Consider the following 15076-nt stretch of genomic DNA (forward strand, 5'->3'; position numbering starts at 1 on the left):
AATCCGCTTCAAACCATTTCAGTAACGTTTGTGAGACCGTGACCTAGACTGCGGTTTCGTGGCCACGCTTGAAGGCGCGGTAACGTTCATAGTCTCCTTCGGTGGCCACACCGCTTTCACCCGGAACGAATTCGCGCACGTACTCGTCCGCCATTCTTTCCACCGAGGGGTCACCGGAGCCCTGCCATCTTTCGATGTCCTCCCGGATCCAGTAGTAGGGGCCGACAGGGTCGTTTGTCGCGGGACGGGGACAGTACCTGTAGGGTGAAAAAACCGCATCGCTGCCCATCTTCTGCAGATAGTCGATCGCAAGGCCGGCGTTGTCCGGATGCTGCTTCAGGCTGTCCGGATCGCGGATCATCCGCTCGTAGTCCGCTCTACTTTGGGGGGCGATCAGATCGACCGGATAGTCGATCGTTCCGAAATGCGCACAGATGACGACGGGCAGCCCCCAGACGCTCATTTCCAGACAGGAGGTGCCGTTCCACAAAATGGCGACGTCCATCATGTCCTTGAGCTTACTGTTGTTGAACCAGTCATGCCCCAGAAGGATAACGTTGTCCGGAATTTCAACGCTGATGCCCTCGCACAGCGTCTGGGTCAGATGGCGCGCGATCTCGGGCCTTAGTTCATGGGGATGCGGTTTCACGAGCAAAAGCGTATCGCTGTCGCGGGCGCAATCGATGGTGTGATTGAGCCAATCCAGAATGTCGTGATGCGCGGGGCCGCCATCATAGGGCACGCCGAGGTCGCACAGCACCTTTCCGTAGCAAACCACGACCTTGCCGCCGCCTGCCCTGTGGTCCCGAATGCGTTTTTCGACCGCCGCAACAACGGGTGTCAGGTCCGTGACACCGACACGGTCAGCCGTCAGAACGGATTTCAGGCGCTCCTTTTCGACTTCGCTATCCGCCGGCTGCTCCAGCATGTCTCGGCGGACGATGAGCGGAGAGCGGATAAAGGGCCGCACAGTCATGTCCCGGACCCCCATCGTTGAGGCTACCTTCGTGCCCAGGTTGGAGAAGTAGTTCTCGTAGCCGTTAATGTGAAAGACAAGATGCATGTCGTCCCTGTAGCCGACTTCCGCGCAATATTCTTTGAAGATGTAGGATGGAGATGTCTGGGCAGAAACCGCCATGAACCGGACCGGCAAATCTTTCAGCACTGGGTTCGCTTGGATGCTTTTACAGACGGAGACCGCGCGATCGCATTTCAATAACTGGGTGTAGAAGAATTTCCAGATCGGCGCCTGCTCGATATCGATGTCGAAGCGGCGGTAACAGTTCGCCAGATATTCGAATACACCCTGGAAATAGTTTATCCCGTCACATTCCAGAACCTTGTTCTTCCAATCGATCTTCCAATCGTTCTTGAGTGTCCGGTCATAGTATGGCTCGTCGCTGAGCGTGGTATAATTATAGCTGATGATGCCATGATACTTGTCGATCTCGTCCAATCCGGTCGGCTCCTTGGGCAGGATTCCGGTTCCAAGATAGACTGTTGCATAGCTGCGCTTGCGCAACTCACCCAGCACGGGAACTCCCATTGCCATGGTGTTCTGTGCGTCATAGGGTAGTATGAAAATCACCCCTTTCGGCTTAGTTGGCTGTGGGACTTTAGACAGAAGTTCCGCGCAGGACTTGTAGAATGTCTTGCGTTCGCGGTCTTGCGTGAGGTCATGCAGTTGCTTGAAGATTGAGGGAGTGTCCCCACTTTTGAGCAGATTGTTGCGAAAAATAACTTCTGCACGATCCAACTGCTCGAGTCCCTCATCCATGCGCCCTTGCGCGAAAAGGTGATCGCTTGCCATGCGCCGGACATGCCAATTCATCCGGAACTCGCCGCGCGCAGCGACCTGAAGCCGTTCGTCGACCTTACTAAACTTACACATCCGAATACCGATTCGAACCAGATCCTGCTGGATGAGCGCGTTCGCCTTGAACCGCACAGCTGCGATCTCGGACGCCTCGTGCAGCATATCGCACGCAGCGGCGGAAACCGGCGCGTTGGCAGTCGCCAATTGCTCAAGCGCTCTGATGTACCTGCTCAGTGGCTTGGCAGCGCCGGATCGAGGCAATGCTGCCTCGACAGCTGCGCTTCCTCCTGCAAGATGCTCGCCCATCAACTTTTCCAGCTCCACAAACTCGCCGGAGCGGATCGCGTCGCAGTCGTAACCGACGGCGACAAAGCTAATCAAAGCAGTCCAAAACCCTGCATCCGTCTTGCCCTGCCAGTTGAGCCTCATGAACTGGGTCGCGAGATTGTCCGCCAAGTCGGACATGATGCGCTCACGACCGGACATATTGCGTTGGGTGATCACCTCGTTGTTGTTAACCAGGTTGAGCAGCGAAACCAAATACGCCAACTCGTTCCTGTTGTGCCGTATGATTAGCGCGATCAATTCGTGTGGAATATCGAAGTCTTCCCGGTGCAACACTTTGATCACAGCGTTCGACAGCGTCCTGGTGGGACTTCGTTGCACGTTCGGTAACTTAGCCCAGTTCGCGAACAGGCTGTAAAGGAGGTCGATTAGAGCCACCCTGCTGTGTTCATCCAAGCAGCTTTGACCGAAGGACGCCAGAAGCTGGTCCAGCTCGTAGAGGCAATTCAGCGATCGTTCGAGTCGCTTCAGAGTCCGAACTGTGAGCCTACTTTGCACGCGCTTAATGCACTCGCGTACGAAGGCGTTCGAAACATTCTGGAGCCTATTGAACGCGCCTTCGTTAAAATAACTATATAGAATAATCGGTAGATGGCGATCGAAGGTACCGAAATCGTCGGTGGCCGACAAACTCCGTTCAATTTCCTTGCTGTGTCCCGCTAGGTAATGTAGCGCATTGGTTGTATGAATCGGCCCTACGCCTATATTTGCACCTGGGTGAAAACCCGACAGAAAATCGGACAATATGATCGCCTGTGCCAGGTAATTCGCCTGACCGAGCATGAAAACGCGTTCGGACCAAACGGCAGCGGCTTGGGCGTCGACATAGGAACCATGATCAGCGACTGGGTCTTCTACGTTAAGAGCGGAGAATTTTTCCAAAAGCTTTTCTGCAGAGACGAAGGTTTGCGTGGCGCAATCAAAGATGCAGGTTTGCGGCCGTAACATCTGCCGGGCGATCTGCGCACCGGCAGCGTCAGCGCCGATCGTCTTCCCGCCGGGTGCGGATTGGCCGATCAGGCGGGTCGCCTTGCCATGTAGTGCAGACTCGGCGCACACATGCGGATCGTCGCTGTAGACGGTTCCGGCTGCCTCGTAAAAAACGCAAGGCGGAACGTTGATAACCCGAATTCGGTCCTCGGCGCGGTCAAGCCCGAACCCGTCCAAGCAGGCAGTCTTGTTCCAGCTGCCAAAGGAGACGAAAAGAAGGGATCGATCGCCACTGGTCATCTTGATATCGGCCTCGATCCATTCCGCTATCGCGCCATTTCTGTCCCGTTTACAGCGGCTGCTCAGAACCACTAGGTCGAAGTCTGTGCGCTCGGGCAACATTTCTGCTAGCACCTTGCGATAGCTTTCGCCATGAGAGCGGGCAAACCCGGAGATCAGCGAAACGTGCTGGGATGCAAGGTCTTCAAGACTTGAGGAAAAATTGCGCAAACGCTCGTGCCATCCGGGTCCGGCGGCCGCGTCATTGTCCGCGACTGTGTAGCGGCATGGCGCGCAACGAAGGTCTGCAAGGAAAGTGGAAAGGTCACCGGTGGACGGAATTCTGATCAAGTGACCGGACCAAAAGTCAGTGGGGTCACACGCATCCTGAGACCGCATAAAGTCGTTTAAAGGCGCCCAAACCGCGACATGGACGGCCGTTCCAACGGATCTCAAATAGTCGATCTGATCAACAACGTCTTCCACAACTGCCGCGCTCACGACGATGGAGCCAGCGCCGCCGTAACGAGCACGGTACGATCCGGACGCGAAAGCGGCCTTGTCGCAGAAGTCAACGCGGCCAACTGCGCCGATCAGCTGAGCAAAACATTTGTCAAGGTTTCGCGGAAGAGCCACGCAAAGCACATCATCGCTGCTGGAAACATGGTCCGAACATTTCTGGTCCAGATTGAACTCTTTCTTCCCAAAAATTTTGATATTTCCCAACGCGTTTAAAAACTTCATGTCATTTTTCCGAAATAAGAAGAGCAAAGACGGGCTTGCCAGCTACCAACCGAGTGCACTTGGCGCCTGCGAGCTCAGAGCCGATGTACTTAAAGCGACTGTCAAACAACAGGGTTCGTTGACCAGTTTTTGGTCAAATTTGCAAGCCTGCAAGACATTCTTTTTAACCGCTTGACGAACCGTGGAGCACGACGATTGCCCACGGAAATAGGTTTGGGATGAGGCGCCATACCATTGCAAATGCTGCAGACTTGCCGTGTTTGCGTCCCGTATTCGTTCTAGGCTTAAGGTTCATAATCAGTACCAGACGACTGCGGCGAGGCAGAGAGCCGACAGAAAGATTTTGACGTTGCGGTCATAGCGTGTAGCGATCCTGCGAAACTCCTTGAACCTGCCGAACATTCGTTCGATGGCGTTTCTGCCTTTGTAAAGATGCGGCGAGAAACAGTTTTTCCATTTTCTTGTTTTGCGAGGTGGGGTGTTGGGGAGAGATCCACGCGCTCTCACGGTCCTGCGGATACGGTCACTGTCGTAGCCTTTGTCGCCAGGCAGAACGCCTTTTGCCGGAACGCGCGGGAAGACCGCTTCGGCTCCGATGAGGAGGAAGGCAATGGGTCGGCCCTTATTGTCGTTCAGGGCGTGTGACCTGAGACCTGATCTTATTCCACTTCAGCGCGGAGTCCTTTGGTTGGTGGAGTGCTACCCAACATGCCCCCGGGAGGGGCTAGAGTTTTCCGGACCAAATCAGGAACACGGGCTGGCTGCGTGTTCTGATTTTATCAGGTCCATCGGCACCTTGTTGCCGATGGCACCGTGAGGTCTGTGTTCATTGTAGTCCTTGCGCCAATCCTCCAACTTTTCGGCTGCATCTGCAAGGCTCAGGAACCAGTGCGCATTCAGGCACTCAGCCCTGAACCGGCCATTGAAGGCCTCGATGAACGCGTTGTCCGTCGGTTTCCCCGGCCTTGAGAAGTCCAGCGTGACGCCCCTTCGATAGGCCCACAGATCAAGATCCCGGGAGATGAACTCGGAGCCCTGGTCGACCCGGATCGTCTTGGGATAGCCAATCCAGGTGCAGACAGTTTCCAGCGTTCTCACCACATCCTCGCCCCGATAGCTGAAGCGCGGATCAAGCGCCGGCAGATAGCGGGAATACGTGTCGATCACCGTTAGAACGCGGATCTTCCGACCGGTCGCGAGCTGGTCATGCACGAAGTCCCCTCTCAGCGAATGCAAGCATTCGCCTGCCGGGCAGCGCATGGCCCAGACATCGTTCGGCCCGACTGCTTCCTGCCGGTCTTCGCACAGCTTTGCCTTCACCCGGCGCTTGGGATGCTTGTTTCTCAGTTGCAGGCCCAATTCGTTGTAGATCCGCCGCGTTTTCTTCTGATTGATCATCCAGCCCTCCCGGCGCAGCAAAACATGCACGCGTCGGTATCCGAACCGGACGCGCGTCTGGCAAATCTCCTTGATCCGCTGTTCCAAAGCGGCCTGACCCCCTCTCATGATTTGCTTGCAAACCACTGCCGGGCAGTGGGGCCGACGGCATCTGTAACGGTAAGTCGTCGGGTCAAACCGGGTCACCGCGCACGCACGGCGAATGGACATCGACCAGTCCGACCGCATCTCGTCGACCAGCGTTCTCTTCCGGGCAGGCCTCAGAGCTTTCGTTTGACGATGTCCTGGAGCATTTCCTTGTCGAGAGACTAGTCAGCGACGATCTTCTTCAGCCGGGCGTTCTCCTGCTCCAACTCCCGGAGCCGTTTCATCTCCGACGGCATCAGGCCCGCGTATTTCTTCCGTCAGTTGAAACAGGTCGCCTGACTGATCCCAGCCTCACGGCAGATCTCCGCAACACAAACACCTTTTCGCCACGCCTGACGATGAACGCTTTCTGCGCATCCGAAAACTTCGATGCCTTCATCAATTCCGCTCCTTCCCAGCCAGGAAAAACGTCGCGGAAAACTCTAACTCAAATCGGGGGCATTTAGCGGGAGCACATCAATCAAGGAGGCCACCGTCAAACACTTCCAATACGATGATCATGGCCAGCTCGAAGCCCATCGCAAGACTTTATAAACGCTTACAATTTTGGGCACCGATTGAAGTCACTGCGTGGTCTCACACCCTATGAATACATTTGCAAGATATGGACTTCTGAACCCGAACGTTTCAAGCCTAATCCCATCCATCAAATACCGGGACTGAACACCTAAATACTCGGCTTTTCTGGAGTACGCCCCCTTGCCTTTCCCCCTATTCACGCGTATCCCGCACGGCCATTCCGTGTTCCGAGATTTTTCCCTGTTGGACTGCCCTTTGCGCATCCAGCGATCTGACTTTTTTTGCAGAGGACTTTTCCCATGCCCCCAACCATCGGCCTTGATTTCGGGACCTCGAACACCGTTGCCGTCTCGGCGGATGGGGGCGGGGGGACGCGGGCGATGGGGTTTCGGGATGGGGAGGAGGCGTTTGCGTCGTTGCCGACGGTGCTGAGCTTTCTGGACATGGGGCCGGCAAAGCGGCCGCATCCGGAGGTCGGGCCCTGGGCGATCCGGCAGTTTCTGGAAAGTTACGGCGATGTGCGTTTCATTCAGTCGTTGAAATCCTTCGCGGCCAGTGCCGCGTTCAAGGGCACCGGCATCTATGGCAGCCGATTCGAGTTCGAAGACCTGATGGCGACTTTCCTGAGGTGCGCTTTCGAGCGGGCCGGCAGCGCCGTCGAGCCGTCTTCGGTGCGGTTGGTCGTCGGACGGCCGGTGGAATTTGCGGGATATAATCCGAACGAGGCGCTTGCCATGGCGCGTTACCGCGCGGCCTTCGGCAAACTCGGCTTTGAGGACATCCTCTTCGTGATGGAACCGGTCGGGGCGGCGTTTTCCTATGCGCAGTCGCTGGACAGGGACACCACGATCCTGGTCGCCGACCTTGGCGGCGGCACGACCGACTATTCGCTGATGCGCTTTCACACCCATGCCGGTCATCTGTCGGCAACGCCACTCGGGCGCGGCGGCATCGGCATTGCCGGCGATACGTTCGACTACCGCATCATCGACAATGTGGTGCTGCCGAGGCTGGGCAAGGGATCCATGTACAAGAGCATGGGCAAGGTGCTTGAAATTCCGCCGAACCTGTTTTCCAATTTCGCCCGCTGGCACCTTCTGTCGATCTTCAAGACATCCGATGATTTCCGCGAAATGAAAAAACTGCTGCGCTGGTGCCTGGCGCCGGAAAAGATCGAGCTGTTTATCGATCTTGTCGAGGAAGACCAGGGCTATCCGCTCTACAAGTCCGTCTCGGAGACAAAAGCCGCGTTGTCATGCGAAGACGAAACGGAACTCGTCTTCGCGCCGCTTGGCAAGGACTTCAGGGCGAGTGTCACGCGCCGCGACTTCGAAAGCTGGATCGCGCCGGACTTGCAGAAGATGGACAAGGCGCTGGACACAGCCCTGGAAAAGGCCGGATTGCGGGAAACGGATATCGACCGGGTGTTCATGACCGGCGGCACATCGTTTGTGCCGGCCGTCCGCCGGCAGTTCGCCAACCGATTCGGCGCGGAGAAAACCTCCGGGGGCAACGAGCTGACCTCGGTCGCCAACGGCCTGGCGCTGATCGGCGCGCGTGAAGACGCGGCGGACTGGGCGGTCGCCGCTTAAAGCACATCCCGCCTTCAGTTGACCGCCGGCAAGAAGTTGAGATTGCTTTCAGTTATCGCCTTGGACCTCTTGTTCCTTTTCACCGTGACCGCGTTTTCACGCATCAGCGGCCCAACACGCCGACGGCCGACATCGATACCCGGTTCCTTCAACTCCTCGGTCGTGCGAGGACGCCCTTATACCAAGCTCAACAAATAAGAACCTGTTTGATGATTTGTTCAGGGCCGCAGGCGAGGAGCGGCACGCGGGCCGGCCTGGTTGGCCGGTCAAGCGGCGCAACACAGTCCGGTGGGCCTTTTTTGGCACCTCCCACTCTTCCCGGAGGTGGCGCTTCGCTCTGCGAAGCTCCGCGATCGCCTTTTCGAGATCAGATTGTATGGCCGGTTTCTCTGGATCGAAGCGATCCTGCTGTGGCCAAAGGTTCAGCGTCGAGAAATCAGCTCCAGGATCCTGGGCGACCTGCCCGCGCGGCACGCCGCTTGTCAGCGCAATCCGGATTGCTTCTTCGTGAAACTCCGCGCTGTGACGTCAGGACATGTACATTCTCCTTTGTGGCAAAATCCCAAGTTAAAGGAGCGGTACAAATCCGGGGCGGGTCCAAGTGTGCACGAAGATGCTCATTCCATACCTCCGAACATCATCACTGGCCGTTATATCGTGGATTGCATCGTCAGTTGTCCCAGTGGACCGGAAGAGATTTTTCAAAACCTTCCAGGGCTTCTATGCGGCGAGCCCAGGCATGACCCATTGGGAACTTTTGATCGAGGTCGGCAAAGCCAAGTTCAGTCATCAGCTCAGAGTGTGTTTCAAGCGCTCTGGCAAGGATGCGGACTTCCGGATACGAAACAGCATCCGCTGCGCTCGGATTGTCGCCGGCCATATAACGTTGACCATCCAGACGATTCTCAAGCCACTGAAGTTCATACATGACAGTATCCGCCGCTTCCCGCAGCTCCGGCGTCAAGGTATCCGCCCCCTTGAAAAAAATCGGGAGCAGCAGGCCATTCATGCCGTCCCTGAGTTTATCGGTCGTATCCCGGGTGGCCGACCAGATCCTGGCGTGTTCTTCCGGGTTCGTGCCAAACAAGGGCCGCTCGGGAAATTGCCGGTCGAACCATGCCAGTATCGCCAGGGAGTCGGTGATAACGACATCTCCGGCAACGAGGGAGGGGACGCGGCCGCGCGGATTGATCTCAAGATACATATCAGACTTGTGCTCGCCGTCTGAAAGGCTGAGATATTTGACCTTCATATCCAGGCCCTTGATGACCATGCCGAGCAACACCCGCCAGCCACGCGGAGAGCCGCTGATTGTGTAGATCGTAGGTTCCATACTCAATTACCTTCTATCGAATTGTGCATTTCGCGGAGGCCCTGGAACCCAACAGAGGCCCTGTCCCTCCTGATGCGGTTGAGACCCGGTGGAGACGAGGGACGTTTTGATCCAGCTTCCGGACCAGGCCTTCCAGCAGCAGCTTGCTCCGCCGTGTGGTCAGAACGTTGGTTGAGATGCCTTCGGCAGAGTTTGGCAACGCCACAGAATGCTGCGGTCCTTTGAACATCGGACCGCGCAAAATGATAAGGCTCCAGCTATCGCCCAGAATGGTTGCGGCGAAACGCAATCCACGGCCATGCCAGTCCTGTGTGGTTTTGAACATCATAGGACTCCAATACATTTTTAACTTGCTTTAAACAAGTTAAAAATGTATTGTCTTTTCAAATATCTCAACTAGCAATTTTATTTTGTGTATTAATTATCGAGGTTAAAAAGGGTCGAGTTTTCCTCACTCTGAATTTAAATTCATAAATGCAAGCTAAAATCTGCAAATGAACCAGAAGCTCCGAGAGCCCGCCCTGCGGGTAACGGAAGAACGAGGAAAGTAATGAACGGTCAGAATTACAAGAAATCCATCCGCGTGAATGCGACCAAAGAAGCTGTATTCAGCGCGCTTACCGGCGGTATCGACAAGTGGTGGACGAGCGAAGCAGGCAAATTCGAGAAGCTAGGCGATGTTGCCAAGTTCGGCTTTGCGGGCCGCGATAGTTATTGGTCCTTCAAGGCGATGAAACTGGACCCTGATCTTATTGAGTGGGAATGCGTTGAAGCCCTGCATATCCACAATGGCTTGCCGGGTGAGGTTGAAAAGGAATGGCTCGGAACCCGTACGGTCTGGGCGATCGAAGAGAAGGACGGAGTGACAGATATTCAACTTGAACATCAGGGCCTGACACCGGATCTGCACTGCTACGAAATTTGTGAAGCGGGATGGGATATGTTCTTTCTCGACAGCCTGAAAGCATATCTTGATACCGGCATCGGAAAGCCATTTTCTTGAATCGTGCTGGTGCCGAACCCGTTTAAAAAACTGGCGACAGGAGCTCTGATTCCAACTTCAACAAATAGGACCCTATTTTTGAAGTTGGTATTCGCCCGGCCTTTTCTGATGCAGTTTCCAAACTCGCGAGCAGCGGATTAACGACGACCCTCTCGAACAAGATTTCGACCTATCTGCTCTGACCTGTCTTTCTGTAGTTCATGATATGAGCTGTGACGTCATACTCTACCTTGCCCGGCATTTTTCCGGAAGCAGCACGAATGTGCTCAAACTCGAGAGACTGTAGAAGGCCACAGCATGCCCGTTGCCTGAGACCACCTCCAGCGATACCTCCTGTCCACTGAGCTCGATTGCAACCTGCGCCAAAAGCGTGCCGACGCCGGTTCGATAGCAGTCTGGATCGACATGGAGCCGGGCCAACTCATCCGCCGAGAAGGCGGCTGATCTGTCAACCCGGCCGTGGCTCTCCGCCACAAGAACCTGGTAATCGAAGAGACCCTCGCGAACCGCTGCGATGCGAAGCGGAACGAATGCATCCTGCAGGTTGGAAAATCGAAGCTCATCCAGGCGGGCTGCATCGTGAATTTCGCAGATACGTGGGAGGTCTTTCTGCCGGAAGGAACGGCAACAATGTCCGGAACCATGCGAGCTGGTCAATTACGTCTTGGCTTTTGGTGCAACTGACAACCAGATTCCAAGTATGGTCGCATGCAGCAATATGAAGCCCCCCGCAATCAGGAACCATCCCGCCAGATCACTGATTTCAACCTTCGCGGCGGTCCCAAACAAAGCCGAGGCCGCAGCATATAAACTCACGCACCAGCTGAGTTTAAGCGCTCCCCAAAGGCCTTGTTCGGCCCAGTTTGAATGGATGTAAAGCACAGTAATTGCGGTGGCTTCCAGGATCCAGGCAAGAAACCCGAAGGCGTAGACCGGATCAGACATGCGGGTAAATACGCCGAGCTCGACATAGCGCTGCTCAAACAGGCTCACGTGCCAGATAATGCTGGTTGCCGCTGTCAGGAAAAACGCGCCAACCCATGTGATCAAGAATTGCCGGGTCATGCGGCGGCCATCCCTGTGCCGGTAGTGACATATGCTTTTTTCTCGGTTGGTTCCGAATGTCCCACGAGAGACATGACGTGACGGGCGATTTTGTCAGCGGTCAATGGCTCTTCCCACTGATTGAGGAATTGTTCGGGTCGTTTGCCGACCGCGGCTGAATAGGCTTCGGCCGCAGCAAGGCCGAGAACGGTCCCCTGGACCAGCTGTTTCGGTATGATTGAATAGAATGTCAGATCCAGACCCAGCAGTTCGGCCTCCCTTTGAGCATAATCGGTCAGGAAGTGCTGCATCCGCTTCGCGCCGGCATACCCGCCAGACAGCCTGGAACCGGAGAGGCCAGCACCGCTCGAAAAGCTGACGACGACACTGCCTTTTTTCATCGGCTGATTTAGGGCCGCCGACGAAAATGCATGGGCAATTTGGGTGTCCGTGTTCCAGGGGCCGCTGAATTCTTCCCACGATTGTTCATGAAACGGAATCATCTTTGGCTCATAGCCGGCCGTGAGTATGAGCAAATCCGGATCTATCTCCTTCATCAGCTTGTCTGCTGCCCCAGGGGCGGCGGCGTCCATGGCTATCGTGGTGACTGCGGGCGCATCTGACTTCAGCTCCGCAAGAGACTTCTCTCCCCGGGCCACAACAATGGTGTCAGTTCCTTGACGGAACAGCGAGAGCGCCAGCTCTTTTCCGACACCGCGGCTGCCGCCTACGACAAGTGCGGTTTTGTGCTGTTTCATATTCTTGCTCTTCTAGTTCGGAGGAATGGCGAGATGTCCTGACATGCCGCCGAAAATCGGTGGAAAAACGGTAAGTGAGACGAGGATCCGCGTCTCTGTATGTCTGGAAAAGCTGTCTGAGTAACGACCCGGGAAAATGGACTGCGGCGGGCTGCTGATCGCGTTCAGGTCTTCAAGATCAGCACCATGTCCGCTTGACGCCTGAGACGCGGCAGGCAGCAAGGGAAACGTGCTTGCCACCGGCAATATTTGTCGGCGTGTTTTCATCAGGTTTTCCAGGTTCTTGGTCACTCTCATGTGGTGAGCACCGCCACCGTCGCACAAATGCAGGCGACACCGACAGCCATGCTGAATGGTTTCGGGTTTGGCAGGATCTTTTCCAAAGTCACCACAGCCGTCAGCAAGGCCACCCAATAGAAATTCATCACGCCGCCCATGAAGAGCAGCAGCATCAAAGGGAAGGACGATGTGAGGCAGTGCAGACCATAGGCCGCGCCGTTGCGAACTGGAGATGCATCAGACGGGACGGCATGACAGCTCGCCAAGCTGCGCGCCTTGATCGCCGTGAACTGGTATAGCCCTGCAATCGCAAGAAGGGTCGCGCTGAACCAGCTGTTCGCGCTCCACATCTTCATGCCATGCAGGAGACCGGCATCAACCAGCACATACTGCAAGCCGGTAGCGATCACCGAAAACCCAAGCCAGACACCAGCGTAACTGACCCAGAACCCGAGCAGGTTCGCTGCTGGCGACAGGCCTGCCTGTCTGTGAGCAGGTAGATGCCTGAAGGCGCCGGGCATCATCATTGCAAGCATCATGGTCCACCACATGAATGCCATTGACACCACGCCGATGCTCAAGGGAGATCCCATCATTGCGCTTTGACCGGCGGTTGGCGGAATTCCTGGCAAGGACATCTTCCAGACGTCCATGCCGGTTCCAGCTCCTGCAAGGAAATACAACCAGCAGGCCAGGGTCATGCCGATCAGACCAGCCCCTGCCATCGGCGCGTTGCGCAACATCCGCCAGACGCCCAAATCAATAGGCGTCATGATGCCTCACCCATTCCATGGGATTGCCTTCGGCGGGTTCGTGCCGGCCCATGGGCACCATGTCGATGTAGCTGTAAGCCGCATTGGTCACATCGAGACCGCGACCGTATGTGGAGTAGGTATGATAGATGTTACCCGCATCGTCCTTGGCAAAAACGCTTGTTCCATGGGCTTCATCCATTGGATAAAACGTCTTGTCCTTGAAGTTGTAGGTGACCGGATTTTCGGGTTTGTGGTCAGAGCCGAAGCTGACATCGAAGTCAGCGTTGAAGCTGTTCGAATGCGAAGACACCCAATGAAAGTCCCATCCCATCCGTTTTTTGAACGGCAGCAGCATCCTTATCGGCGCGCGTGAAATCGCCACGAAAGCAATGTCACGGCCGTTGAGATGTGGTTCCAGTCCATTGAAGTTGTCAGCCCAGAACGAGCAGCTTTTGCAGCCCTCGGTCCATTCGGGGCCGAACATGAAATGGTAGACAATGAGTTGGCTCTTGCCGCCGAACAGGTCAGCCAAAGAGGCCTCGCCCGTTTCCGTTTCAAAGACATAGCTCTTGTCGATCTTGACCCAGGGAAGCGCGCGACGCTCTTCAGAAAGAGCGTCCTTTTGCCTGGTGTGGGCTTTTTCCTTCTCAAGGAGCGCCTTGCGAGCTGATAGCCATTCTTCTCGAGACGCTGTTTTGATCGGCTTCATACTGGTTTCCTCTTCCGGTTCGGCCCGCAGACCCGAGGTCAGCTGGGCTGTGTCGTTTGATGGAAATCATATTGGCTTTTGGTATTTTTCGACAAGTAGGCAGAATTTTCGTATATAGTATGAAAAAAGATACTAATGGAGTGAGGAGTGATGCTCGACAAATCGTCAAAGTCGACAGATCAGAAGACGGATACCGCAAGCGAGGCACAAACTGCGCCTTGCCCGATGCCAGATATCGCCAAGCTCATCGGAGGGAAATGGAAGCTTATCATCTTGCAGATATTGATTTTTCAGGGAACCAAACGGTTCAACGAACTTCGGCGGTTATGTGATGGCGTCACCCAGACAATGCTGACCAACCAGCTTCGTGCTTTGGAAAAAGACGGATTGGTTGAACGAAAAGTCTATGCCGAGGTGCCGCCACGCGTTGAATACACAGCAACACAGAAAGCGCTGGATCTCGAAGAAATGTTCAAGGCAATGCACAATTGGTGGCTCAGCCACAGTTAGAGCCAGACCTGGGACTTAACGAGGACACCGGGGTACGGGCCCATAAAATTGTACTTTCAAGCATCAATCCGTCCCGGAGCAGCCGAAAGCCAATTCTGTCGGTGGCATCAATCCGGAGAGGGCCGCCGGAAACAGGCATTGGGGGCCCTCAAAGCGGACACCATACAGTGTGGCTCATGCAATTGCGCGAAACGGGACGAGTTTTCAATGGTCCCCGATGCGGATCTTCAAGTGGACGACCCTTTGGGTCAAACAAACCATCCAATAGGTTCTTATTTGTTGCGGCTGGTATTAGACCTCCAAGTTTTTCATGGGGTCCGGTAATTCATATACGTTGCGCCAGACGCAATCTGGAAATTCCTCTCGGGAGATAACCTGTCCTCCAAGAGACAAGACAAGGGATTTTGCGGCGCTGTTTTCATCTCGCATATGGGTTTGCACCAAATTCCACCCAAGCGTGTCATAGGCGAAATTGATAGCCGCAAGTGATGCCTCTTTGGCGTAACCCAGACGCCTCTGCGATTTCGCGATCCACCAAGTCAATTCTGGTCGAGGCCAGTCAGTGGGCCAGGCAAACCCACAGCTACCGACCAACTGTTCACAATTGCGTTTCTGAAGGATCCACTGTCCATATCCACGCAGGTGCCAATGCCCAACATCCCGCGCAAGCCTGCCCCAGGCCGCACTTGAACTGATGGGGCCGCCGTAAAAATGAGACGCCTCACGATCTCTGTAGAAATCACGGTATAATTCAAAGTCCTGTTCTTCGGGAACACGCAGTATCAAACGTTCTGTTTCGAGTACGGGAAGCACAGTCATTTTCAGTTACCCGGCGTACGACTTATTCTCATGCAAGGTCAGCGAATATTTTAAGAACCGGCAATGAATTCAAAGCTGTGGTTCGCCAGTTCTTCA

At 55.2% G+C, this 15076-nt stretch carries 11 protein-coding genes and 3 pseudogenes; 4 read left to right on the forward strand and 10 right to left on the reverse strand.

Going from position 1 to position 15076, the window contains the following annotated elements:
- Nucleotides 1-43: 43 nt before the first annotated feature.
- Nucleotides 44-4114, reverse strand: a complete 4071-nt coding sequence (locus tag OA90_RS10955) for a hypothetical protein (RefSeq protein WP_068410783.1) — start codon at nucleotides 4112-4114, stop codon at nucleotides 44-46.
- Between the two features lie 744 nt (nucleotides 4115-4858).
- Nucleotides 4859-6038: pseudogene (locus OA90_RS10965) on the reverse strand (IS3 family transposase).
- A gap of 77 nt (nucleotides 6039-6115) precedes the next feature.
- On the opposite strand from OA90_RS10965, the pseudogene OA90_RS27985 reads away from it, so the two are divergent.
- Both OA90_RS27985 and OA90_RS10975 read left to right on the forward strand, forming a co-directional pair.
- Nucleotides 6116-6330: pseudogene (locus OA90_RS27985) on the forward strand (IS481 family transposase); the annotation flags it as partial.
- 147 nt (nucleotides 6331-6477) lie between these two features.
- A complete protein-coding gene (locus OA90_RS10975; protein WP_068410795.1) occupies nucleotides 6478-7770 on the forward strand; it encodes an Hsp70 family protein in 1293 nt (430 codons plus the stop codon).
- Nucleotides 7771-7811: 41 nt separating this feature from the next.
- Here the strand turns inward: OA90_RS10975 and OA90_RS29470 are convergent.
- Both OA90_RS29470 and OA90_RS10980 read right to left on the reverse strand, forming a co-directional pair.
- Nucleotides 7812-7946: pseudogene (locus tag OA90_RS29470) on the reverse strand (IS3 family transposase); the annotation flags it as partial.
- Nucleotides 7947-8440: 494 nt separating this feature from the next.
- The gene (locus tag OA90_RS10980) at nucleotides 8441-9103 is read right to left on the reverse strand and encodes a glutathione S-transferase family protein (RefSeq protein ID WP_068410798.1); all 663 of its coding nucleotides are present in this window, start codon (nucleotides 9101-9103) and stop codon (nucleotides 8441-8443) included.
- Nucleotides 9104-9653: 550 nt separating this feature from the next.
- Between OA90_RS10980 and OA90_RS10990 the strand changes: the two genes are divergently transcribed.
- Entirely contained in the window at nucleotides 9654-10106 is a 453-nt protein-coding gene (locus OA90_RS10990) for an SRPBCC domain-containing protein (RefSeq protein WP_068410804.1), read from the forward strand.
- 225 nt (nucleotides 10107-10331) lie between these two features.
- On the opposite strand, the gene OA90_RS10995 is transcribed toward OA90_RS10990, so the two are convergent.
- The 5 genes from OA90_RS10995 to OA90_RS11020 form a co-directional block, all read right to left on the reverse strand.
- On the reverse strand, nucleotides 10332-10763 hold the full coding sequence (locus OA90_RS10995; protein ID WP_082836981.1) for a GNAT family N-acetyltransferase: 432 nt from the start codon (nucleotides 10761-10763) through the stop codon (nucleotides 10332-10334).
- Complete coding sequence (locus OA90_RS11000; RefSeq protein ID WP_068410807.1) at nucleotides 10764-11171, reverse strand: hypothetical protein; 408 nt, start codon at nucleotides 11169-11171, stop codon at nucleotides 10764-10766.
- A complete protein-coding gene (locus OA90_RS11005; RefSeq protein WP_068410810.1) occupies nucleotides 11168-11908 on the reverse strand; it encodes an SDR family oxidoreductase in 741 nt (246 codons plus the stop codon). The genes OA90_RS11000 and OA90_RS11005 overlap by 4 nt, the downstream gene beginning before the upstream one ends.
- Nucleotides 11909-12201: 293 nt before the next feature.
- Complete coding sequence (locus OA90_RS11015; protein ID WP_082836982.1) at nucleotides 12202-12960, reverse strand: DUF2182 domain-containing protein; 759 nt, start codon at nucleotides 12958-12960, stop codon at nucleotides 12202-12204.
- On the reverse strand, nucleotides 12947-13651 hold the full coding sequence (locus OA90_RS11020) for a DUF899 domain-containing protein (protein ID WP_068410820.1): 705 nt from the start codon (nucleotides 13649-13651) through the stop codon (nucleotides 12947-12949). Before OA90_RS11020 ends, OA90_RS11015 begins: the two co-directional genes overlap by 14 nt.
- Nucleotides 13652-13876: 225 nt before the next feature.
- Here OA90_RS11020 and OA90_RS11025 point away from each other — a divergent pair, with 225 nt between their 5' ends.
- Entirely contained in the window at nucleotides 13877-14161 is a 285-nt protein-coding gene (locus OA90_RS11025) for a helix-turn-helix domain-containing protein (RefSeq protein WP_208986098.1), read from the forward strand.
- 291 nt (nucleotides 14162-14452) lie between these two features.
- Here the strand turns inward: OA90_RS11025 and OA90_RS11030 are convergent, their stop codons facing one another.
- Complete coding sequence (locus OA90_RS11030; protein WP_082836983.1) at nucleotides 14453-14980, reverse strand: GNAT family N-acetyltransferase; 528 nt, start codon at nucleotides 14978-14980, stop codon at nucleotides 14453-14455.
- Nucleotides 14981-15076 lie beyond the last annotated feature (96 nt).

The sequence above is a fragment of the Labrenzia sp. OB1 genome, from assembly GCF_001624695.1.
Lineage (GTDB): Bacteria > Pseudomonadota > Alphaproteobacteria > Rhizobiales > Stappiaceae > Roseibium.